General features: G+C 39.6%; 18 protein-coding genes. 10 read left to right on the top strand and 8 right to left on the bottom strand.

The window, feature by feature from the left end; all coding sequences use genetic code 11:
• The first annotated feature begins 188 nt into the window (after positions 1–188).
• The 3 genes from LDL57_RS10375 to macB all read left to right on the top strand — a co-directional run bounded on the left by LDL57_RS10375 (position 189) and on the right by macB (position 5,034).
• Positions 189–1,850 (top strand): ATP-dependent nuclease, encoded by a 1,662-nt coding sequence (locus LDL57_RS10375; protein WP_180560971.1) that lies wholly within the window; start codon positions 189–191, stop codon positions 1,848–1,850.
• Positions 1,851–1,964: 114 nt separating this feature from the next.
• Positions 1,965–3,083, top strand: coding sequence for a macrolide transporter subunit MacA (gene macA, locus LDL57_RS10370; RefSeq protein WP_180560970.1), 1,119 nt, complete (start codon positions 1,965–1,967; stop codon positions 3,081–3,083).
• A 4-nt stretch (positions 3,084–3,087) separates the two neighbouring features.
• Positions 3,088–5,034, top strand: coding sequence for a macrolide ABC transporter ATP-binding protein/permease MacB (gene macB, locus LDL57_RS10365; protein ID WP_180560969.1), 1,947 nt, complete (start codon positions 3,088–3,090; stop codon positions 5,032–5,034).
• Between the two features lie 85 nt (positions 5,035–5,119).
• On the opposite strand, the gene cspD is transcribed toward macB, so the two are convergent.
• Positions 5,120–5,332 carry a cold shock domain-containing protein CspD gene (gene cspD / locus LDL57_RS10360; RefSeq protein ID WP_180560968.1) on the bottom strand — a complete coding sequence of 71 codons (213 nt, stop codon included), beginning with the start codon at positions 5,330–5,332 and terminating at the stop codon, positions 5,120–5,122.
• A 304-nt stretch (positions 5,333–5,636) separates the two neighbouring features.
• On the opposite strand from cspD, the gene clpS reads away from it, so the two are divergent.
• Together clpS and clpA are read left to right on the top strand one after the other, a co-directional pair.
• Positions 5,637–5,957: an ATP-dependent Clp protease adapter ClpS gene (gene clpS / locus LDL57_RS10355; RefSeq protein WP_180560967.1), complete on the top strand. Its 321-nt coding sequence runs from the start codon at positions 5,637–5,639 to the stop codon at positions 5,955–5,957.
• 26 nt (positions 5,958–5,983) lie between these two features.
• Entirely contained in the window at positions 5,984–8,269 is a 2,286-nt protein-coding gene (clpA, locus tag LDL57_RS10350; RefSeq protein WP_180560966.1) for an ATP-dependent Clp protease ATP-binding subunit ClpA, read from the top strand.
• A gap of 68 nt (positions 8,270–8,337) precedes the next feature.
• On the opposite strand, the gene infA is transcribed toward clpA, so the two are convergent.
• From infA to trxB, 5 genes are all read right to left on the bottom strand, one after another.
• Complete coding sequence (gene infA / locus LDL57_RS10345; protein ID WP_004244560.1) at positions 8,338–8,556, bottom strand: translation initiation factor IF-1; 219 nt, start codon at positions 8,554–8,556, stop codon at positions 8,338–8,340.
• 329 nt (positions 8,557–8,885) lie between these two features.
• Positions 8,886–9,602 carry a leucyl/phenylalanyl-tRNA--protein transferase gene (aat, locus tag LDL57_RS10340; RefSeq protein ID WP_180560965.1) on the bottom strand — a complete coding sequence of 239 codons (717 nt, stop codon included), beginning with the start codon at positions 9,600–9,602 and terminating at the stop codon, positions 8,886–8,888.
• Between the two features lie 28 nt (positions 9,603–9,630).
• On the bottom strand, positions 9,631–11,364 hold the full coding sequence (gene cydC / locus LDL57_RS10335) for a heme ABC transporter ATP-binding protein/permease CydC (protein WP_180560964.1): 1,734 nt from the start codon (positions 11,362–11,364) through the stop codon (positions 9,631–9,633).
• A gap of 1 nt (position 11,365) precedes the next feature.
• Complete coding sequence (gene cydD, locus LDL57_RS10330) at positions 11,366–13,138, bottom strand: heme ABC transporter permease/ATP-binding protein CydD (protein ID WP_180560963.1); 1,773 nt, start codon at positions 13,136–13,138, stop codon at positions 11,366–11,368.
• A gap of 157 nt (positions 13,139–13,295) precedes the next feature.
• Entirely contained in the window at positions 13,296–14,261 is a 966-nt protein-coding gene (trxB, locus tag LDL57_RS10325) for a thioredoxin-disulfide reductase (RefSeq protein ID WP_180560962.1), read from the bottom strand.
• Between the two features lie 543 nt (positions 14,262–14,804).
• Here trxB and lrp point away from each other — a divergent pair.
• The 5 genes from lrp (at position 14,805) to serS (ending at position 21,933) form a co-directional block, all read left to right on the top strand.
• The gene (lrp, locus tag LDL57_RS10320) at positions 14,805–15,299 is read left to right on the top strand and encodes a leucine-responsive transcriptional regulator Lrp (protein ID WP_026822393.1); all 495 of its coding nucleotides are present in this window, start codon (positions 14,805–14,807) and stop codon (positions 15,297–15,299) included.
• Positions 15,300–15,419: 120 nt separating this feature from the next.
• Positions 15,420–18,512 (top strand): DNA translocase FtsK 4TM domain-containing protein, encoded by a 3,093-nt coding sequence (locus LDL57_RS10315; protein ID WP_180561013.1) that lies wholly within the window; start codon positions 15,420–15,422, stop codon positions 18,510–18,512.
• Between the two features lie 56 nt (positions 18,513–18,568).
• On the top strand, positions 18,569–19,186 hold the full coding sequence (gene lolA, locus LDL57_RS10310; RefSeq protein ID WP_180561012.1) for an outer membrane lipoprotein periplasmic chaperone LolA: 618 nt from the start codon (positions 18,569–18,571) through the stop codon (positions 19,184–19,186).
• Position 19,187: 1 nt separating this feature from the next.
• On the top strand, positions 19,188–20,531 hold the full coding sequence (locus LDL57_RS10305) for a replication-associated recombination protein A (protein ID WP_180560961.1): 1,344 nt from the start codon (positions 19,188–19,190) through the stop codon (positions 20,529–20,531).
• Positions 20,532–20,640: 109 nt separating this feature from the next.
• On the top strand, positions 20,641–21,933 hold the full coding sequence (gene serS / locus LDL57_RS10300) for a serine--tRNA ligase (RefSeq protein WP_180560960.1): 1,293 nt from the start codon (positions 20,641–20,643) through the stop codon (positions 21,931–21,933).
• 257 nt (positions 21,934–22,190) lie between these two features.
• Here serS and LDL57_RS10295 read toward each other — a convergent pair whose 3' ends face one another.
• Positions 22,191–22,448 carry a Txe/YoeB family addiction module toxin gene (locus LDL57_RS10295; protein ID WP_180560959.1) on the bottom strand — a complete coding sequence of 86 codons (258 nt, stop codon included), beginning with the start codon at positions 22,446–22,448 and terminating at the stop codon, positions 22,191–22,193.
• Positions 22,445–22,696 (bottom strand): YoeB-YefM toxin-antitoxin system antitoxin YefM, encoded by a 252-nt coding sequence (yefM, locus tag LDL57_RS10290; protein ID WP_180560958.1) that lies wholly within the window; start codon positions 22,694–22,696, stop codon positions 22,445–22,447. The genes LDL57_RS10295 and yefM overlap by 4 nt, the downstream gene beginning before the upstream one ends.
• Between the last annotated feature and the right edge of the window lie 317 nt (positions 22,697–23,013).

The following is a 23,013-nucleotide window of genomic DNA, read 5'->3' as shown; positions in this document are numbered from 1 at the left end:
TATTACAATTAACGCTTTTATGGCGGTGGTTTTGTGGGAATAATACGAAAAAGACAGGCAAAATAATGATAAATATTTTATAACAGACTAAAAATAGACGCAATATTACAGAATAATATTTAGACAAAATTCATTGCTCACAGGATAATTCAGGAGCTATTGCTAATATACATAACAAGAGGGTAATCATGTATTTGCAACAAGTGGAAATTGCCGGTTTTCGTGGCATAAATCGGCTTTCATTAACACTGGATCATGAAACCGTGTTAATTGGTGAAAATACTTGGGGTAAATCAAGCTTATTAGATGCCTTGACTATTTTATTATCACCAAGGCAGCCATTATATCAATTTAATCAGCATGATTTTCATCACTTGGTAGATACAGATGAACAAATCAATAACCTACAAATAATTTTAGTTTTCTGTGAAAATCAGCCCAATAGCCATAAAGCAACTCGTTTTAAGCTTTTATCACCATTATGGATTGACGGAGATGATGAATACAGGCGTATTTATTATCGGGTCAGTGCACAACAACAGAATAATCTTGTGGTGACGGAACGATGTTTTTTAGATAAGCAGGGTAATAAGCTTGTATTGAATGATAATAGTAAATATATCCAGCAGATTATTCGACTATATCCAGTACTACGTCTAAGAGATGCCCGATTTTACTATCCTACCACTACTAAATTTAATGATGTTGGTTATAAAAAACTAGCTGTTAAATTTGCCAACCAGTTAGAGCAATTGGCTCAAGCCTTAATGCAAGCATCACGAAAATTGTCTCATGAAGAGACAGAGGAAGGTTTTGTGGTATTGCAGCAGTTGCTGGGTTATTACTTTGCCGAACACAGCACCCATTTATCTCATCGACAAAATCAGGCCAATATTGCCTATAACTTATCCCATAGAAGAGGCTGGCAGGTGCTGGAGGATATCAATCGTATCGTGGCTAAACCTGAACAGCAGTATATTAAATTAATTATTTGGCAGATTTTTTCCTCATTTCTGCAATTACAAGGTGATCTGCAACTAGCTCGCAATGCCAAGCCTATCCTAATTATTGAAGATCCCGAAACGCGTTTACACCCTATTATGCTGTCGATTGCTTGGCGACTGTTAAATCTTTTTCCATTACAGCGCATTAGTTCAACTAATTCAGGCGAATTACTTTCACAAGTTCCTTTGGAAAATGTATGCCGTTTAGTGCGTAATTCAAGTCGAGTAGCTGCTTATCGACTAAAGACTAATAAGTTATCACTAGAAGATATGAGACGTCTCTCATTTCATATCCGCTTTAATCGTCCTTCAGCACTATTTGCGCGCTGTTGGTTATTAGTTGAAGGAGAGACCGAAATTTGGTTGATGAATGAATTGGCACGCCAGTATAATTATCATTTTGCGTCGGAAGGTGTTAAAGTAATTGAGTTTGCGCAATGTGGTATTAAGCCATTATTGAAGTTTGCTAATAGTATGGGGATTGAGTGGCATACGTTAGTCGATGGTGATAATGCCGGCAGACAATATGCAGGAGCAGCCATCGCTTATGCTGAGAAGAACAATGATACGGCCCGAGATAGGTTAACCATGTTGCCTGCGTCAGATATGGAGCATTTTCTTTATCATGAAGGTTTCAGGGAGATCTATCACCAAATTGCAGGTATCCCGGATAATGGTAAAGTTTTACCGCGCCGTGTCATTATTAAAGCAATTCATCGAACTTCTAAACCTGACTTAGCAATTGAAGTTGCCAACAGAGCGGCAGAAAAAGGCATTAATTCAATACCTTCGTTACTACGCAATATGTTTTCACGTGTTGCTTGGCTAGCAAGAGGGAAATCTTAGTAAACAGGTAAGCAATAAATATATTGCGGCATTTGTCTGCCGGTTTAGTCAAGGCAGATAATAGATCGCTATCCAGTTTTTAACCTATTCCATATTAAAAAAGGTATTTTTAGTATGAAATTTCTTCGCAATCAAAAAAAGCGGTTATTGATTTTTCTCGTGTTGCTATTAATTATTGTCGTCACTGCTGCGATGTTGTATGTAATTAATTTACCTAAAAAGGTAACTTATCAGACTGTACCCGTTATTAGAGGGAATATCGAAAAGTATGTACTGGCAACTGGCAAGCTGGACGCAGTTAGTAAGGTAGATGTTGGTGCTCAGGTTAGTGGCCAGTTACAAACTCTTTATGTCAAAGAGGGGGATATGGTGAAAAAAGGGGACTTATTAGCGGTAATCGATCCCCAAAACGCGCAAAATGTGGTGAAAGAATCCGAGGAAATTCTGCGTGAACGTCAAGCTAATTTAGCCTTAGCCCGTGCAGAATTGAAATTAGCAGAAATGACTTATCAACGCCATATTGATTTGGCGAAGCATCAGGCTATTTCAAGGCAAGAGTTTGATCGAGTTAAAACCGATGTTGAGGTTAAAAAAGCGCGGGTAAAAATTTATATTGCCCAAATTAATCGTAATCAAGCCTCGTTAAATACGGCTAAAACCAATTTGAAGTATACCCATCTTACTGCGCCATTGAGTGGGATTGTTACCAACATTAAAACCTTGCAGGGACAAACTGTCATTGCTGCCCAAGAAGCGCCAACCATCATGACTTTAGCAGACTTGGATACAATGTTAGTAAAAGCGCAAGTTTCCGAAGCCGACATTATTAATCTTAAACCGGGGCAAAAAGCTTCTTTTACTATTCTTGGTGCACCGGATACCACTTTTAAAGGAGTTTTGAAAGATATATTACCTACGCCGGAAGAAGTTAATAATGCAATTTTTTATTATGCGCGCTTTGAGGTACCCAATCCGCAGCATATTTTAAAACTACAAATGACTGCGCAAATTAAAATTCAACTTGAATTACATAAAAATGTATTGCTTTTACCGCTATCTGCATTGAGAGAAAACATTGCGGGTAATCAATATACTGTTGCGATTCTGCAAAATGGCTACCAGGTGGAGAAAAAAGTCGAAGTTGCTACACGAAATTATATCGATGCTGAAATTGTTTCCGGTCTTGCTGAAGGTGATTTGGTCATTACCAACCCTGAAACTTCAAAAGGATAAAGGAATGAGTGCATTACTTGAATTATGTAATATAGGTCGTAATTATCGCTCAGGCGAACAGCAAGTAGCGGTACTAAAAAATATTTCTTTGACCATTAATGCTGGCGAAATGGTAGCTATAGTTGGCGCTTCAGGCTCTGGGAAATCAACTTTAATGAATATTCTTGGTTGTTTAGATAAACCAAGTTATGGCCAATACTATTTGGCTGGACAGAATATTGATGAGTTAGATAACGAGCAACTTTCTGTTTTACGTCGCGAATATTTTGGTTTCATTTTCCAGCGTTATCATTTGTTACCCTATTTGACGGCCGAACAGAATGTTGAAATTCCAGCTATCTATGCTGGCGCATGCCAACAAGAACGTCGTAAGCGAGCAATTGCCTTATTAACGCGTCTTGGTTTAAATGACCGAATTAAATATTATCCGACACAGTTGTCTGGCGGCCAACAGCAGAGAGTCAGTATTGCTCGGGCATTGATGAATGGTGGGCAGATTATTTTAGCTGATGAGCCAACCGGCGCTTTGGATAGTCACTCAGGTAATGAAGTTATTGCTATTCTTAAACAGTTATGCGAACAGGGATATACCGTTATTCTGGTTACTCATAATATGCAGATAGCAGAGCAGGCAGAACGGATAATTGAAATTAAAAATGGCGAAATTATCCGTAATTGCGTGCAACGTGAGTCAGCAAAACGATTACCGCCGATTTTTTCTGCTAAAAAATCGCAAATTTCAATGACCAAATGGCTTAATCAGCTTAGAGAAGCGCTACTGATGGCCTGGCGAGCGATATTGATTAATAAAATGCGTACATTACTCACCATGCTTGGCATCATTATCGGTATAGCCTCGGTAGTTAGTATTCTTGTTATTGGCAATGCGGCCAAAGGGCTTGTATTAGCCGATATTCAGTCAATTGCCACCAATACTATTACTGTTTTCCCTGGCAAGGGCTTTGGTAACATGAGCCCACAAGATAGAAGGGCACTTAAAGTAAGCGATGTAGATGCGCTACAGGAGCAGCCATATGTTTCTGCCATATCGGGTAAAATGAGTACTGATGTTCGATTACGTTATGGCAGTCAAAATTCTGCTGCAAGAGCATCTGGTATTGGAGAGTCATATTTTGATGTTTATGCTATGCCAATGAGCGAAGGGATAATACTGACCAGCGATATGGTTAAGCACCATGCACAGGTTATTGTTATTGATCAAAACACCAAAAATATGTTTTTCCCTCAGCAGAAACAGGTTGTTGGTGAAATAATGCTAGTTGGCAATATACCGGTTACTATTATTGGTGTGGCCGCAGAGCAAAAGTCTATTTATGGCAATAGCGATATGCTACAAATCTGGATGCCTTATACCACCATGAGTAGTCGTCTGATGAATCGCTCGTATTTTGATAATCTTGATATTAGGATCAAACAGGGTTATAGCTCGTCAGAAGCAGAACAACAATTGACGCGATTGTTGACGGTATTACATGGAAAAAAAGATATTTTTACCTACAATTTCGATACCTTGATTAAAACGATTGAAAAAACGACCAATACGCTACAGTTATTTTTAACATTAGTCGCTGTTATTTCCCTACTAGTCGGTGGTATAGGTGTTATGAATATCATGTTGGTTTCAGTAACCGAACGGACGAAAGAAATTGGTATTCGCATCGCGATCGGCGCGCGAAATAGCGATATTATGCAACAATTTTTGATAGAATCGATTTTTATTTGTTTGTTTGGTGGCTTTTTAGGGATCTTGCTCTCTTATTTAGTGGCAATTATAGCCCGCTTGGTATTACCAAATTGGCAGTTTACTTTTAGTCTAATGCCACTACTAGGTGCTTTGCTTTGCTCAACCGTTATTGGCCTCATTTTTGGTTTTTTACCTGCCCGCAATGCGGCAAAATTGAATCCAGTTGATGCGTTGGCAAGAGAATGAAAAATAAGGATTTATATGCTCCCAAAAGAAGATTGGGAGCAATAATTAAAATTGTAAATGATGATTAAAGGCAATGAAAACCTACCTATTCATTTTCTACAGGAATAATAAGGCAGGCATGGTTACCTTTAGGCCCTTTAGTTGAACTAAAATTAACCTTCTGTCCAGCTTTCAATGTACGGTACCCTTCCATCTGGATACTGGAATAGTGTGCGAAGATGTCTTCGCCACCATTTTCGGGGCAGATGAAGCCAAAACCTTTAGCATTATTAAACCACTTAACTGTACCTGTCTCCATACATCATCCTTCATAATAGGGTTTTATCAAACAAGTGCCTGTGAACAGCTCATTTCATATTGAAGCGAACTAAAAATTGCTTGTTCATAAAATATACTGTATTAAAAAGATATATGGCGTCAAGTGTACTATATTCCCAGAAAGTAGTTCTGTTGCTGAAATTTGATTTAGATAACGCTATAGGTCACTGTTTTTTATTATTTACTTTTTTAAGGATGATTGGTCACAAAGGGGATCAAAGTGATAAACTAAGAATATTCAAGAAGAATGTATAATTAAAAATATTTAACTGGATTTTTACATAATGAGTGAGTGCCAATCAGATTATCAGACGGATGTCAGGCTGAAGGAACAAGTGGAACACGCTTTACAACCACCTTCGATGTATAAGGTGATTTTGAATAATGATGATTTCACACCAATGGATTTTGTAGTACAAGTGTTAAAGAAATACTTTTCTCTTGATGAAGAGCAAGCCACACAAATTATGTTAGATGTTCATTTTCATGGAAAAGGGATCTGTGGGGTTTATACTGCTGAAGTTGCAGAAACAAAGGCCGCGCAAGTTAATATTTATGCAAGAGAACATGAATATCCATTACTTTGCACGATAGAAGAAGTCTGATTAGACTAATTTATAGGGAGGTGATTATGCTTAACCAAGAACTTGAACTTAGTCTTAATGTAGCTTTTGCCAAGGCAAGAGATAACAGGCATGAATTTATGACGGTTGAGCATCTATTGCTGGCGTTGCTCAGTAATACATCCGCCCGGGAAGCTTTAGAAGCTTGCAAAGTTGATCTTGTGATATTGCGACAAGAATTGGAGCATTTTATTTCACAAACAACGCCATTATTGCCTGAGGATGATAGTCGAGATACGCAACCCACGTTGAGCTTTCAACGCGTATTACAGCGTGCTGTGTTTCATGTCCAGTCATCAGGACGTAATGAAGTTACGGGTGCCAATGTATTGGTTGCTATATTTAGCGAACAAGAATCTCAAGCTGCTTATTTATTGCGTAAACATGATGTCAGTCGGCTTGATGTGGTTAATTTTATTTCTCATGGCATGATCAAAGGTAGTGAGGCGGACAATCGTCAGTCAGATTCTATTAATGCCGCATATCAGAATGAAGAAGCTGTTGGCGTTGAAGAACGGATGGATAGCTTTACCACCAACCTTAACCAATTATCAAAAGCCGGTAAAGTTGATCCTTTAATTGGGCGTCAGCTTGAGCTGGAGAGAACGATCCAGGTTCTTTGTCGTCGACGAAAGAATAATCCACTACTAGTGGGTGAATCTGGAGTGGGCAAAACTGCGATTGCGGAAGGGCTAGCATGGCGTATTATACAAAATGATATCCCGGAAGTGATGAAAGATTGCACTATTTATGCCTTGGATATCGGTTCATTACTAGCCGGTACTAAGTATCGTGGTGATTTCGAAAAGCGCTTTAAAGCATTATTAAATGTGTTAGAAAAAGACGAAAAAAGTATTCTCTTTATTGATGAAATTCATACGATTATTGGTGCAGGTGCGGCATCAGGCGGACAAGTTGATGCGGCTAATTTGATTAAGCCATTACTATCAAGTGGCCGGATCCGTGTGATGGGTTCAACGACCTACCAAGAATTTAGTCATATTTTTGAGAAAGATCGGGCACTGGCTAGACGATTCCAAAAAATTGATATCGTTGAACCATCTGCTGACGAAACGGTACAGATCATTAACGGATTACGGGCTAAGTATGAAGCTCACCATAATGTTCGTTATAGTTCAAAAGCGATTAAAGCTGCGGTTGATTTATCAGTAAAGTATATTACTGATCGCCATTTACCGGATAAAGCCATCGACGTTATTGATGAGGCCGGTGCAAGAACGCGTTTGATGCCACAAAACCGACGTAAAAAAACAATTGGGGTACAAGAGATAGAATCGGTCGTCTCCCTAATTGCCCGTATTCCTGAAAAAACTATTTCTTCTAGCGATAAAGAGCGATTAAAAAATTTAGATAATAGATTGAAAATGCTAGTATTTGGTCAAGAGCAAGCCATCGAAACCCTTAGCGAAGCGATCAAAATGAATCGAGCGGGATTAGGTAGTAGTCATAGACCTATTGGTGCGTTTTTATTTGCTGGGCCAACAGGTGTTGGTAAAACAGAAGTCACCGTACAGTTAGCAAAAGCATTAGATATTAAATTATTGCGTTTTGATATGTCTGAATATATGGAACGCCATACAGTTAGTCGGCTAATTGGTGCCCCACCAGGATATGTCGGCTTTGATCAAGGTGGTTTATTGACAGATGCGGTTATAAAACATCCTTATTCAGTTGTTTTATTAGATGAAATCGAAAAAGCACATTCCGATGTATTCAATCTTTTATTACAAGTGATGGATAATGGAACATTAACCGATAATAATGGCCGTAAGGCTGATTTTCGTAATGTTGTCTTGGTGATGACTACCAATGCGGGTGTACAAGAGACACAACGTAAATCGATTGGTTTTACTGAGCAAGATAATAGTACTGATGCATTATCAGAGATAAAACGAATTTTCGCGCCGGAATTTCGTAATAGATTGGATAGTATTATTTGGTTTAATGCTTTAACAACCGAAGTTATTGCTCAAGTTGTTGATAAGTTTATTGTTGAGTTACAAGCTCAACTAGATGAAAAAGGTGTGTCAATTGAAATTAGTAATGCGGCACGTCAATGGCTTTGTACTAAAGGTTATGATAAGGCGATGGGAGCTAGGCCGATGGCAAGGGTTATCCAGGATAATCTAAAGAAACCTTTAGCTAATGAACTATTATTTGGCCAGTTGAGTCGTGGTGGTGCTGTTAAGATCGATCTAAATAAGAAAACGCAAAAATTAACCTATCATTTTGAAGGTATGCACAAAACTAAACCAGAGGATGCAATAATTTAATTACAGATGGTTTATAACCATAGACGATATTCCAATCGTCTATGGCAAGAGCTTGAGAGAAGAGGCGATCAACGGCTACGAAAGATGATGCGGCCTTTACTCAGATCATAAGGTGTTAACTCGACAGTCACTTTGTCGCCCGTTAGAATACGGATATAATTTTTACGCATTTTACCAGAAATATGCGCAGTAACTACGTGTCCATTTTCTAGTTCAACACGGAACATGGTATTGGGCAGAGTATCTAGTACTGTACCTTGCATTTCAATATTGTCTTCTTTGGCCATCTAATCCTCTAAGTTAATCACCAAGTTTTTTACGGGCAAGATAATGCCGAAAAACCATCCTTATGTAAAGGAATGTCGAGTTTAAAGTCACTTTTACTTTTTATCAAGATACGAAAAATACGGCATTAAAGCTTAATTGTACAAAAATATACAACAAGTATACGGTTTGAACAACGCGAACGATAAAAAAATAAAATGCAACAATGTCACAGCAAACTATCTAACTTAGTTTGCAATAGTATGAATCATTCTGCTACCTATATCTTTAAATTAGTGCTTAATCAGCTATCTAATATCTTTGTTTAGGCAGAGAAATATTTTCTAGTTAATTATCCGAAATGATTAGTTTCTTCTGCACTAGGTAAACTTATAGTTTGCTTTAGCCAACATGCTTTATCAATAGGTTGGTCGCGATATTGATAGAGATAATTTAAAAATTGTACCCGAGGGATCTCTCTCACACCTAAAGAGGCGGTATATGCATTAATTATTTGACAATCAAACAGTTTACCGCCAAAACCCAGGAAATGGTGATAAAAAGCAATAAGTGCATATTTAGAACCATCACTAACACGGCTAAACATCGATTCACCACAAAAAATTTTACCAACATTAACGCCATACAGTCCACCAATTAATTTTGTGTTGTGCCAAACTTCGACGGAATGCGCAACACCTAGTTGATGCAAAGCAGTATATGCCTCTATTATTTGGTGAGTGATCCAAGTTCCTTCCTGTCGTTGTGCGCAGCCGGCGATAACTTGCTCAAAGGCATGATTTAACGTAATGACATAAGGCGTTTTTCGCATTCTTTTTTTAGTTGTTCGACTAATGTGTATTTCTGCTGGCAAGAGAACTGCACGTGGATCTGGCGACCACCACAATGGAATTTCCGTTGGATTAAACCAAGGGAAAATCCCTTCATAATAGGCAGCTTGTAATCTACCGACCGCCAGATCACCGCCGATGGCGAGTAAGCCGTTGGGTTCACTTAGAGCATATTCTGGCGCTGGAAAGATATAAGATCTCTCATCAAGCTGAAACATATAACCATCCTATTAGCTAATTTTATAATTATGTTAGTACTATTTTGGCTTGATAATATTGAAAATAGCGCCCTCGCAATTGTAATAATTCCTTATACGTTGCTTGCTCAATAATTTTTCCATCATCCATTACATATATTTGATCCATTTTATCCAATCCTTGTAAGCGATGGGTAATCACTAACAAGGTTTTGTCGCAGCAGTGTTGCTGCAACTGAAGCAGGATCTGGTTTTCAGTTTTTGCATCTAATCCTTCAGTAGGTTCATCTAATAAAATAACAGGTGCATCATAAAGTAGGGCTCTTGCGATACCTAATCGCCGTTGTTCACCACCTGAGAGTTGTCGACCTCCTTCACCGATCCAACTATCCAGCCCTTGATTTTTAATCAGGCTATCTAAACCGACTTGTTTTAATACTTTTGTCAGTAAAGTATCACTGGCATCATCTTTTGCTATTAGCAGATTATTACGCAAGGTATCACTAAAAATATGGGTTCGCTGTGGTACTACCGCCATTAATTTACGTAATGTATGCTCATTATAGTGATTAATTGGCTGACCATTTATCAAGATCTGGCCTGAACTAACATCCCAGGCACGCGTTAATAATTGTAACAGTGTAGATTTACCACAACCAGTTTTACCTAGTAGCGCAACATGTTCACCTGCATTAAGTGTCAAACAGATATTTTCTAATGTTGGTTGCAGTTGTTGGGGATAACTGAAATGCACTTGTTGCAATTTGATCTCAACTTTATCACTCGTTGATATGCCTGAAGCCGGAAATGTCACTGCTGGTTTTTGATTAATTAACTCCATTAAGCGATTTGCCGAAGTAACAACTTGTCCTAAATATTGAAATGCAACAGCTACTGGTCCAAGAACTTCAAAAGCAGCTAAGGTACAGAAAACGAATAGGGCAATAAGTGCACCAGGTTTATGCTGCTCACCAACTCCGGTTGCTGCCATCCACATTAGTAGGGTTGCGGTAAAGCCGGAGATAAAAATCATAATAGATTGTGATAGCGCGGTTAAGTTAGCTTGCTGCTGCTGGCGCTTTAACCAGTTGGATTCTAGATTGGTCAATACTTGTCGAAAGCGAGGTAATGCACCAAAAACAGTTAGCTCTGCTTGTGCCTGGATAATATTGATTAAACAAGCGCGATATTGGCTACGTAATATAGTGATATCGTGCCCGATAGATTTTCCCCCTTGATAAAAGAAAAAGGGTAAAGTAATCAGCAAACAGAGCATAATTGTGCCCAAAGTAAGGGCAAGCTGTAAGTCTAATGTACTTAATGCTAGGGTGAGCAAAATAGTAATAACCAAAGCAGCGAATATGGGAGAAAGCACCCGTAGATACAAATGATCAAGGCTCTCGACATCAGCGACCAGACGATTAAGAATATCTCCTTGGCGATAGTGTGCGATAGCGCCAGGGGATAGTGGGAATAGTTTTTGAAAAGTAAATATCCTTAAATGGGCTAAAACACGAAAAGTTGCATCATGGTTAACTAATCGTTCGGCGTAACGACTGGCCGTGCGGATAATGGCTGAACCACGAACACCTGCTGCTGGTAGCATATAATTAAAAGTATAAAGCCCGGCAGCACCAGCAAGAGCCGTTCCGGCTAAAAACCAACCTGATAAAGTCAGTAGGCTAATACTCGCCAGTACCGCAACAATGGTTAACAAAATACCAAGATTAAGCAGTACCCAATGACGACGATAAAGCGCAAGAAAAGGGAGTAGTACACGCATATTATATCTCCTCTGCGCGATAAGTTAACAGGCGGCTAAAAGCCCCTGTAGTCTGACTTAGCTTGTTATAAGTGCCCTGTTCAATAATTAAACCATTTTCCATGACCCATATTTGGTCGTATGTGGCAGCTTCTTCTAACAAATGAGTAACCAGCAAAGTTGTTTGTTTAGTAGAAGCCATATTAAGTGCGGTCATCACACGTTGCTCACTTTGCATATCAAGGCTAGCAGCAGGTTCATCGAGTAAAAGCAAATGACAGGGGTTTAATAGTGCGCGGGCGACTGCAATTCGTTGCGCTTGTCCAACGGATAAGCGAGCAGCATTTTCGCCAATTTGAGTATCAAGACCCGCGGGTAAATGCTCGGTAAACTCAGTTACATAAGCATTTTCCATTGCTGTATTGATTGCTGCTGCGGAAGCTTCCGGTGAGTAGAGACGTATATTGTCAATAATGGTTTGTGCGGGTAAATGGGGATTTTGACCAACCCAGCTAAGTTGTTTGCGCCAATCAGTCATATCGAGATCCCTAAGTTCGATTCCATTAACCATTAGCGAGCCGCGATAAGGTAGAAAACCGAGTAGCACATTTAACAAGGAACTTTTGCCAGCCCCACTTTGGCCGACTAAAGCAATCCGCTGGTTTGGCAGTAGGGTAAAATTTAGCGGGCCAGCCAAGCGTACATTATCGTGAGAAAAAATTTCTAGCTGATGCGCAGTAATCGTTAGTGGTTTAACCGGCGCAATTAGCTGATTATTTTGTGGTTGTGGCGATGGTTGTTCTATGCTGGCTAATAATGTAAATAAAGATTCTGCTGCACCTACTGCTTGCGCTTTAGCATGGTAATAAGTGCCTAAATCCCGTAGTGGCTGAAAAAATTCCGGAGCGAGTATCAAGGCCAAAAAGCCAGCAAAAAGGGTAACTGGTATGCCATAATTTCCGAAATCTAATTCTCCTAAATAAGAGAAACCAAAATAAACTGCGACAATGGCAATAGAAATTGATGCGAAGAATTCTAATACTGCCGAAGAGAGAAAGGCCATACGTAAGACTTCCATCGTTCTTTGACGAAACTCTTCGGTTGCTTGTTCAATATCTTTTACTTCTTTTTTAGCCCGCAAAAAAAGTCGTAAGGTATCAAGTCCACGTAAACGATCGAGAAATCTGCCGCTTAATCGGGCTAACGCCACAAAATTTCGCCGATTGACATCAGCGGCACCCATCCCTACTAATATCATAAATAAGGGAATTAAAGGTGCGGTGATAAATAAAATTAAGCCAGCAGCCCAGTTAATTGGGAAAATTGCAATCAAAATGATAATCGGGATCATAGCGGCTAAATACATTTGCGGTAAATAGCGAGCATAATAATCCTGTATGTCTTCAATTTGTTCTAAAATGATCGTTGCCCAACTTCCGGCGGGTTTATTTTTAACCCAAACAGGCCCCAATTGGTCAAGTTTATTTAGCACCATGATACGGATCTGCTGACGAACAATTTTGCCACAAACGAATCCAACACTTTCCCGCATAAAGTTAATTATCGCTCTTGAAGTAAATACACAAATAAGTAAAACAAATTGAACTAGCAGTTGTTCTCGAGGTAGATTCTCTACAATCAATGCTTGTAAAAGGGAAGCTAAAAGCCAGGCTTGCATAACGATTAGTAAGCCACTAATAATTCCCAGTAACATGGATAAGCGTAGCCAGTGTTTTGCTGGAGCTGATTGTTGTTTCAACCAATTAACCAACTCAGTTTGTTTTTGTTTATCCATAATGATGATTTTATATACCGGTGATAAGTTAATTATGACAATGTGTTGATTTTAATTTTATCAAATATCAACTTTTATAGGTATGTTACAGATAAAAAGGCGCTATTTCGACCGCGCCTGTTAAAGAAATTTATCAGGTTATTATAATTTGTAACATTTATTTGCGGTATAGCGCGTCTAAATAACGTTCGGCGTCAAGGGCAGCCATACAACCAGTACCTGCTGAGGTAATGGCTTGACGATAGACATAGTCCATGACATCACCAGCAGCGAAAACACCTTCAACTGAGGTTTGGGTTGCATTGCCTTTAGTGCCAGATTGCACTTGAATGTAGCCATTTTCTAACACTAACTGATCGGCAAAAATACTGGTATTGGGGGTATGGCCAATAGCAATAAACACGCCAGTCACAGCAAGCATCTTTAGATTGTCATTTTCGGTTGAACGCAAATTGATGCCAGTGACACCACTATTGTCACCTAATACCTCATCAAGGGTAAAATTGGTATGTAACACAATATTGCCAGTTTTTACTTTTTCCATCATCCGTTGGATGAGAATTTTTTCGGCACGAAACGTGTCACGTCGATGAATGACATGGACTTCTGCGGCAATATTTGATAGGTAAAGTGCTTCTTCAATAGCGGTATTTCCACCACCCACTACCGCCACTTTTTGGTTGCGATAGAAAAAGCCATCGCAGGTAGCACAGGCTGAAACGCCACGACCTTTAAAGGCTTCTTCAGACGGTAAACCCAGGTAGCGAGCTGAGGCGCCAGTTGCAATAATAAGCGCATCACAGCTATAGATTCCGTTATCACCGGTGAGCTTGAACGGCCGTTGCTGCAGATCAACCGCATAAATGTGATCATTAATAATATTTTCTTGTGCAGTAAATTTTTTAGTATGTTGCAGCATGCGTTCCATCAATACCGGGCCCATTAACTCGGTATGATCTCCTGGCCAATTTTCAACTTCGGTAGTGGTGGTTAATTGCCCCCCTGGTTGCATGCCAGTAATTAATACCGGATTTAAATTTGCTCGGGCGGCATAAATAGCTGCTGTATAGCCAGCTGGGCCAGATCCCAGAATTATAACCTTACTATGATTGTTGGTTTTCATAATTGCTCCATTTGTAAGAATATATATTTAATGTGGCGATTGTAGGAGATTAGTAAAATTAAAAAAAGTAAATTGAATGAAAAGATGATAAGGAATAGTCATTCTTTGTTGACTTGTTTTAACATTTTATTTATTAAGGCAAGTCATGAAAAAAGATTATTTTTGGTGAAATAACGATTTAAATTGAGAATTTTTCTTATGTCTTATTGACAATTAGTTAATAATGAATTCATTTCCCTATGATGTTCTGATTTTTATTCATAATCTTTGACAATCGGTTGTGTATTTGAGAAAACATCTTATAGGATTAATTACCTCATTTGATTAATTGAAATTGAACATCATTTAAACAAATAGATAAATATCCTACTTTTCATTATCAAATTGAAAACTAACCAGATGATTTATCTACAAGATGAATTATACTACAAATACTAATGGTCAGGCGGAGTTTAACCTTATTGCATCTTTTCCAATTCAATAATAAGAAAAGAAAATAGGGAATGTAATGGGTATAAAAATAGATAAAAGAGAGATAACGAAATGATTGATAACAAAAAGCGTCCAGGAAAAGATCTTGATCGTATCGATAGGAACATACTTAATGAATTACAAAAGGATGGTCGTATTTCTAATGTAGAGCTTTCTAAGAGAGTAGGGTTATCGCCGACCCCTTGTTTGGAACGTGTGCGTCGTTTGGAGCGTCAAGGTTTTATTTCAGGTTATACCGCTTTATTAAATCCACACTATCTCGATGCATCTTTATTGGTTTTTGTTGAGATCACCTTAAACCGTGGTGCTGCAGATGTTTTTGAACAGTTTAATGCTGTTGTGCAAAAACTGGAAGGGATTCAGGAATGTCATTTAGTCTCTGGGGATTTTGATTATTTACTTAAAACACGGGTTCCCGATATGTCTGCTTATCGTAAATTATTAGGCGAGACTTTGCTTCGTCTCCCTGGTGTCAATGACACGCGGACTTATGTAGTAATGGAAGAGGTGAAACAGAGTAATCGTTTGGTCATTAAGACTCGTTAATCAAATAGATGCAAAACCGGAAAAAGTTAGGTACACTCCTGTTTATGCATACAGTTTCAACGCTGAGCATTACTCAGCGTTGTTCCTTTCAATCAACAGGAAAAACCTGGAGTGTTAGTTTTGGGCCAGGAATATACAGAAGACAAAAACATTAAGTTAAAAAAGATTAGTAATGGCAAGATACTGATAGAGGTTATTTTACTGATAATTACTATCTGGGCGATTTTTTTAATGGTGGCTCTGATAAGCTTTCATCCTTCCGATCCTAGCTGGTCACAGACGACTTGGAATGAACCGATTAAAAATTTAGCTGGCGGCATCGGTGCTTGGTCAGCCGATATTCTTTTCTCTGTTTTTGGCATCTTAGCCTATGTTATACCATTAGTCATGTTATTAGGGTGTTGGAATGTATTTAAAGATATCGATAATCAGGATTGCCTGGATTTTTTTGTTCTTTCCTTACGCCTGATCGGTGGGTTAGCGTTAATAATTACCTCGTGTGCCCTGGCAGCACTTAATATTGATGATTTACCTAATTTTTCCTCCGGTGGTATTATTGGTAGTGTTTTTAGTAATGCCATTCTGCCTTGGTTTAATATATTAGGAACCACATTAGCGTTACTTTGTATTTGGGTTATTAGTTTCACCTTATTTACAGGTTGGTCATGGTTAACGATTGCGGAAAAGATTGGAGCACTGGTGTTAGCGACAATAACGCTTATCACTAATCGTAGTCGTAGTAATAACAAGCATCAAGCAACAAAAGCTTATGTCTCACCTCATCCGGCTAAATTATACGATGGCACATCAGATACAGCAGATTATATCGATCCAGATGATGTGCTTTTTTCAACCGCTCCAATTAAACAGTTAGCGAAAGAAGGATTGAGTAATAATAAAAACGATGAGTTTTATCGAGATAAGGTACAGTCTTTGACGCCTGCTGAAGCTAAAGGCGCCCTTGATATTCAGGCAGAAACACTAGACAAATATGATGAAGATATCTTTAGCAAACCGTCAAATATCCCCGTTCCAATGGATGATGAGATTGATCTCAATCAACGGATAGATCCTAATCAGGTTACTCAAGTTAGCGATCAAAAAGAAGCCCCAAATTTGGCTGACCCGTCAATTTTCTCAGTAACAAAAAAAGATGCGGAAGCTGACGCTAGTACTGCTTTTACACCGGTAAAGTCACAAATTAAAAAAGGTATTGGTCCCGAATTTCCGCGCCCTAATCCTGTTCGTTTACCAACACGGCGCGAGCTTTATGGTAATCGTCTAACAACACAGAAAGAACAGGAATTGGATGCAGAGCAAAAAGCTTTTCAAAATCCCGCCACTCAGTCTGATAGTGCGGAGTTTACTATTGATGATTGGAATGAAGATAAATTACGTGATCAGTTTTTGCAACAGCAAAATGAGCGTTACAACACCAACATAACTAATAACCTAAATCAACCAACAGCTAACATTGATGTGGATGACAAGCCCATTGCAGCAGATGAAACTGAATTAAATGCATTCGTTGACAGCCAACCACAAGTTGAACATAAATGGCCATTGGAAGAAGAGGCAGAGATATTGCAGCAGCAAGTAGCACAAGATAGTAGTCAAACATCATTAGCGCCTGAGGATAAAAAGCAAAAGGTAGCGCAGACATTACCTGAGCAGGGAAGTCTTTTTCATCCTTTTCTGGTACGTAATGATCAACCATTACCAAAACCCACGACGCCAATGCCCTCATTAGATCTGCTTGCCAGCCCACCAAACCACAACGAACCGGTTGATATGTTTGCGTTGGAACAAACATCCCGTTTAATTGAAGCACGTTTAAGCGATTATCGGGTAAAAGCGGAAGTGGTTGGTTTTTCACCTGGGCCAGTTATTACGCGCTTTGAGTTGGACTTAGCCCCTGGCGTCAAGGCGGCACGTATTTCTAATTTATCTAGAGATTTAGCACGTTCTTTATCGGCAACTGCGGTACGTATTGTAGAGGTGATACCGGGTAAACCTTATGTAGGTTTAGAATTACCCAATAAAAAGCGCCAGACGGTGTATCTACGTGAAGTGCTTGATTGTGATAAATTTCGCCGTAACTCATCACCATTAACCATTGTATTAGGTAAAGATATTGAAGGTGAACCTGTTATTGCTGATTTAGAAAAAATGCCGCATTTGTTAGTTGCCGGTACCACCGGTTCGGGTAAATCGGTAGGGGTTAATGCCATGATCCTCAGTATCTTGTATAAAGCAAAACCTGAGGATGTTCGCTTTATTATGATCGATCCTAAGATGTTGGAACTTTCTATTTATGAAGGCATTCCGCATTTGCTGACCGAAGTTGTCACCGATATGAAAGATGCGGCGAATGCACTGCGTTGGTGTGTTAATGAAATGGAACGTCGCTACAAACTTATGTCAGCTTTAGGCGTAAGAAATCTGGCGGGCTATAACGATAAAATTAATGCCGCTGAGCGCATGGGACGTCCAATACCTGATCCATTTTGGAAACCAGGCGATAGTATGGATAGTAGCCATCCAGTACTGAAGAAAGAGCCTTATATTGTTGTTATGGTCGATGAATTTGCTGATCTGATGATGACCGCCGGCAAAAAAGTGGAAGAGCTAATTGCGCGTTTGGCACAAAAGGCGCGAGCAGCCGGTATTCATCTAGTCTTGGCGACCCAGCGGCCATCGGTTGATATTATTACTGGTTTAATTAAGGCTAACATACCCACTCGGATTGCGTTTACTGTATCAAGTAAGATAGATTCTCGCACCATTCTTGATCAAGGTGGCGCCGAATCTTTATTAGGCATGGGCGATATGCTTTACTTACCGCCAAACTCCTCTATTCCAATTCGTGTTCACGGTGCTTTTGTTCGCGATCAGGAAGTGCATGATGTGGTCAAAGATTGGCAAGCGAGAGGTAAACCTGAATATATAGATAACATCACTAAGGGTGGTGAAGAGGGTGAAGGTAGTAATGGTTATGATGGTGATGAAGAGCTAGATCCCTTATTTGATCAAGCGGTTGAGTTTGTGACGGAAAAGCAGCGTGTCTCTATATCGGGCGTGCAGCGACAATTTCGTATTGGCTATAATCGAGCGGCTAGAATTGTTGAGCAGATGGAGGCTCGGGGGGTTGTTAGTGAGCCGGGCCATAATGGTAATCGCGAAGTTTTAACACCACCACCAGCAGAATATTGATGGAAAAATATTTTTCAAAAACTAATAAATATGATAAATGCAAAGGTCATGACTTGATGAAAAAACTGATAATGTTAGGCTTGTTAGTAATAAGTTTTCATATTAGCCAGGTTTGGGCGGATGCGGCTGCACAATTGCAAATGCGCCTAAATAAAATAAATAGTTTTCATGCTAATTTTGCGCAAAAGGTAACCAGTGTTGATGGTGATTTAATACAGCAAGGTGAAGGTCAACTCTGGATCAAGCGGCCAAATTTATTTAACTGGCATATGGTATCACCGGATGAAAGTTGGTTAGTTTCTGATGGCACCAATCTTTGGTTCTACAATCCTTTTGTTGAGCAGGTTACGGTAACTTTATTGAGTGAGGCAACGACCGATACGCCGTTTATGTTGATCACCCGTAACGATCCGCAGGACTGGAAACGTTATCACATCAGCCAAAATGGTGATGATTTCCTGTTAACTGCGACAAAAAATAAGGGAAATCTGAAACATTTTTCCATTACTGTCCAGCCTGATGGTACTATTCAACAGTTTACTGCGGTAGAGCAAGATGGCCAGATGAGTTCATATCAACTCAAGGGTCAGCAAAATAGTCATGTTGATGACGATAAATTTAAATTTGTGCCGCCACAAGGTGTAACCCTTGATGATCAGAGATCAAGGAGGTGAGGTGAGTAATTTGCCACTTGATTTTTCATCGAATGAATTTCAACCATTGGCCGCAAAAATGCGGCCAATCAACTTAGAGCAATATATTGGTCAGCAACATTTATTAGCTAAAGAAAAACCTCTGGCACGTGCTATTCGTGCCGGTCAACTGCATTCCATGATTTTGTGGGGGCCACCTGGTACCGGTAAAACGACCCTGGCTGAAATTATTGGTCACTATGCGGACGCAGCGATTGAAAAGATTTCAGCAGTAACATCAGGTATCAAAGAGATCCGTCAGTCGATTGAAATCGCTCGTCAAAATCGCCAATTAGGGCGCAGAACGATTTTATTTGTTGATGAAGTTCATCGTTTCAATAAGAGTCAACAAGATGCCTTTTTACCTCATATAGAAGATGGTACGGTAACTTTTATTGGTGCCACGACAGAGAACCCTTCTTTTGAACTCAACTCAGCCTTACTTTCACGTGCTCGTGTTTATCTGTTGAAATCATTGGCGAATGAAGAAATTGCCATGGTTTTACAGCAGGCCATGGCGGATAGTCAACGTGGTTATGGTGGCCAGAAAATTATTTTACCCGATGATACCCGTGACATGATCGCTCAGTTAGTCAATGGTGATGCCAGACGAGCATTAAATTTACTGGAAATGATGGTCGATATGGCTGAAATCGATGATAAAGATCAGCGAATATTAGCCGTAAATTTACTCAAGGAAGTAAGTGGTGAAAGAAGTGCGCGTTTTGATAACAAAGGTGATCGTTATTATGATCTAATTTCAGCCTTACATAAATCGGTCCGTGGCTCTGCCCCAGATGCGGCGCTGTATTGGTATGCCCGAATTATCACTGCTGGTGGCGATCCGTTATATGTTGCTCGTCGCTTGCTGGCCATTGCCTCTGAAGATATCGGTAATGCCGACCCAAGGGCGATGCAAGTTGCGATAGCAGCGTGGGATTGTTTTACGCGTGTTGGGCCAGCAGAAGGCGAGCGTGCCATTGCCCAAGCAATTGTCTATTTAGCTTGTGCCGCTAAAAGTAATGCGGTCTATAATGCTTTCCAGGCCGCCATAAATGACGCCCAACAGAAGCCAGATTACGATGTCCCTAGCCATTTACGCAATGCACCGACTAAGTTAATGAAAGAGATGGGCTTAGGGCAAGAATATCGCTATGCTCACGATGAACCTAATGCTTATGCGGCTGGTGAAAATTACTTTCCAGCACAGATGCAAGGAACACGTTATTATTCTCCATCAAATCGTGGGTTAGAAGGCAAAATTGGCGAAAAATTATCCTGGCTGGCAGAATTGGATCAAAATAGCTCAATAAAACGCTATCGTTAAAAATCTCAATGGAGTAAGGTAGCCAAATCAGACTAAGAAACTATTAACCATCAGAGAATACTGACAGGTTGTTTTTATTTTTAAACAATAATAATTTTACAGGTTAAGCATGCTCGATCCAAATTTACTGCGTAATGAGCTAGACGTAGTTGCTGAAAAACTGGCTCGTAGGGGATTTATTCTTGATGTAGATAAGTTGCGTAAACTAGAGCAAGAACGCAAAGATTTACAAATTAAAACGGAAACCTTGCAGGCAGAACGAAACTCCCGCTCGAAAACTATCGGTGCAGCAAAAGCACGTGGTGAAGATGTTGACGATTTACGTAAGGAAGTTAACCAGTTGGCTGAAGAGCTGGATAACACTAAAAATAAGCTAACGCAAATCCAAGATCAGATCCGCAATATTGCCTTAACGTTACCCAATTTACCCGATGAAAGTGTACCAGACGGTAAAGATGAAACCGATAATGTTGAAATAAGCCGTTGGGGTGAACCGCGCCAGTATGATTTTGCCATCAAAGATCATGTGGCATTAGGTGAATTAACTGATGGACTGGATTTCCCCGCTGCGGTAAAAATTACCGGTTCCCGTTTTGTGGTCATGAAAGGCCAGATTGCACGTTTACATCGGGCGTTGGCACAATTCATGTTGGATTTACATACCGAACAACATGGTTATACAGAAACTTATGTTCCCTATCTAGTTAATCATGCCACCCTTTATGGTACTGGTCAGTTACCTAAATTTAGCGAAGATCTTTTTCATACTAAACCGCTGGCAGAGCAAGCATCAAATCAACAATATGCGTTGATCCCAACTGCTGAAGTGCCAGTAACTAATTTAGTCCGCGATGAGATTATAGCGGCGGAAAGGTTGCCGATCCGCCTGACAGCGCATACTCCCTGTTTTCGTTCTGAAGCGGGCTCTTATGGCCGCGATACCCGTGGTCTGATCCGGATGCACCAATTTGATAAAGTTGAGTTAGTACAGATAGTAGAGCCAGACAAATCGATGGCGGCACTGGAAGAATTAACCGACCATGCAGAAAAAGTATTGCAACTACTAAAATTACCATATCGTAAAATTATTTTGTGCACGGGCGATATGGGATTTGCCGCTTGTAAAACCTATGATTTGGAAGTATGGCTGCCGGCACAAAATACTTATCGCGAAATCTCTTCTTGCTCAAATACCTGGGATTTTCAGGCGCGTCGTATGCAAGCACGTTTCCGTCATAAAGAGGATAAAAAACCGCAGTTGCTGCATACCTTAAATGGCTCAGGTTTGGCGGTTGGTCGTACTTTGGTTGCCGTTATGGAAAATTATCAGCAAGCTGATGGACGAATCGAAGTGCCTGAAGTTTTGCGACCATATATGAAGGATTTAGCCTATATTGGTTAATGCAATGGTAAGATATTTTTGCAATAGCACAGACCATGAGGCACTGTTGCAACAGTGCCCTAAAACGTCACATAATCGATGGCTGGAAATAGGTAAACCTGACTCCTTAACGGATAACTCTAAAACGTCACATAATCGATGGCTGGAGCAAACGGATTAATTTAGGCAATAGATAATCCGTCCAAGGCGAAAAATAAATTGTTTAAAGCGGCTCAAGGTTGCATGCTAAATAATACTTAGCACTTCCCTTGATTGTATTAATTATAGTGATAACGACATGAAGCTATCTCTAAGCTCTTATCTGTTAACCGGTAAATTAAACGGTGTTCCTCAGTTATTCTGCGCGACCAAAAACCGGTTAAATTATGTTTTAAAGGCTCGGGCTTACCGATACCAGAAAAAAGTTCTCTTTTAATATCTTTAATTAATTCATTAATACGTTTAATTACCTTTTTATCTATCTGCTGCCAATAAAGGTAATCGTTCCAAGATTGTTCGGTAAAAATTAATTTCATTCCTGAATATCTCTTTCAATTCCTTTACCGGCATTGAGTTCATCAATTGAATCCAATAGATGACGAGCATTAGCTGGCGAGCGCAGCAGGTAGGCCGTCTCTTCTAAAGATTGGTATTCATCATGTGATAACAAAACGCAAGGGATCCCTTTTTGTCTAGTGATTAAAATTGGGATCCGATCATCTATCGCTTCATTCATGATAGAGGTTAAGTTTTGTCTTGCATCGGTATAATTGACTGTTTTCATTATGACTCCTTGATTGCTACGTCAGAACTAATCATTGAACAATAATAAACCAATAGTCAACATGAGTACAGATATATGTACTTATGTTGCAATGCCAATTTTTCAAAAGCATAGGCTGCAAATTGCAACTCATAATTCATTGATATTTTTAACAAACTTTTCAATAGTGCCACAATTTATTGCTTTTATGACTCAAGTAAATGTCCCAGGCCATCGGCACCCGGGCTTTAAAAGCTGTTCAATTTGGACGCAAGCGCAGTATTGATTGGGGAAAAATTCGTCAACTGTGTTCTTAGGGAATGGGAGTAACGGCGATT

This window comes from Arsenophonus apicola (assembly GCF_020268605.1).
Classification (GTDB): domain Bacteria; phylum Pseudomonadota; class Gammaproteobacteria; order Enterobacterales; family Enterobacteriaceae; genus Arsenophonus; species Arsenophonus apicola.
The sequence above is the reverse complement of the archived record's forward strand: the minus strand, read 5'-3'. Positions and strand labels throughout refer to the sequence as shown.

What these genes read in the sequence shown, in the direction of transcription:
- aat (WP_180560965.1), bottom strand. Translation starts at nt 9,602, where the DNA reads ATGTTTCAGCTTGATGAGAGATCTTATATCTTTCCAGCGCCAGAATAT.
- macA (WP_180560970.1), top strand. Translation starts at nt 1,965, where the DNA reads ATGAAATTTCTTCGCAATCAAAAAAAGCGGTTATTGATTTTTCTCGTG.
- cydC (WP_180560964.1), bottom strand. Translation starts at nt 11,364, where the DNA reads ATGCGTGTACTACTCCCTTTTCTTGCGCTTTATCGTCGTCATTGGGTA.
- cspD (WP_180560968.1), bottom strand. Translation starts at nt 5,332, where the DNA reads ATGGAGACAGGTACAGTTAAGTGGTTTAATAATGCTAAAGGTTTTGGC.
- LDL57_RS10295 (WP_180560959.1), bottom strand. Translation starts at nt 22,448, where the DNA reads ATGAAATTAATTTTTACCGAACAATCTTGGAACGATTACCTTTATTGG.
- infA (WP_004244560.1), bottom strand. Translation starts at nt 8,556, where the DNA reads ATGGCCAAAGAAGACAATATTGAAATGCAAGGTACAGTACTAGATACT.
- clpA (WP_180560966.1), top strand. Translation starts at nt 5,984, where the DNA reads ATGCTTAACCAAGAACTTGAACTTAGTCTTAATGTAGCTTTTGCCAAG.
- trxB (WP_180560962.1), bottom strand. Translation starts at nt 14,261, where the DNA reads ATGAAAACCAACAATCATAGTAAGGTTATAATTCTGGGATCTGGCCCA.
- lrp (WP_026822393.1), top strand. Translation starts at nt 14,805, where the DNA reads ATGATTGATAACAAAAAGCGTCCAGGAAAAGATCTTGATCGTATCGAT.
- serS (WP_180560960.1), top strand. Translation starts at nt 20,641, where the DNA reads ATGCTCGATCCAAATTTACTGCGTAATGAGCTAGACGTAGTTGCTGAA.
- yefM (WP_180560958.1), bottom strand. Translation starts at nt 22,696, where the DNA reads ATGAAAACAGTCAATTATACCGATGCAAGACAAAACTTAACCTCTATC.
- macB (WP_180560969.1), top strand. Translation starts at nt 3,088, where the DNA reads ATGAGTGCATTACTTGAATTATGTAATATAGGTCGTAATTATCGCTCA.
- cydD (WP_180560963.1), bottom strand. Translation starts at nt 13,138, where the DNA reads ATGGATAAACAAAAACAAACTGAGTTGGTTAATTGGTTGAAACAACAA.
- lolA (WP_180561012.1), top strand. Translation starts at nt 18,569, where the DNA reads ATGAAAAAACTGATAATGTTAGGCTTGTTAGTAATAAGTTTTCATATT.
- LDL57_RS10375 (WP_180560971.1), top strand. Translation starts at nt 189, where the DNA reads ATGTATTTGCAACAAGTGGAAATTGCCGGTTTTCGTGGCATAAATCGG.
- clpS (WP_180560967.1), top strand. Translation starts at nt 5,637, where the DNA reads ATGAGTGAGTGCCAATCAGATTATCAGACGGATGTCAGGCTGAAGGAA.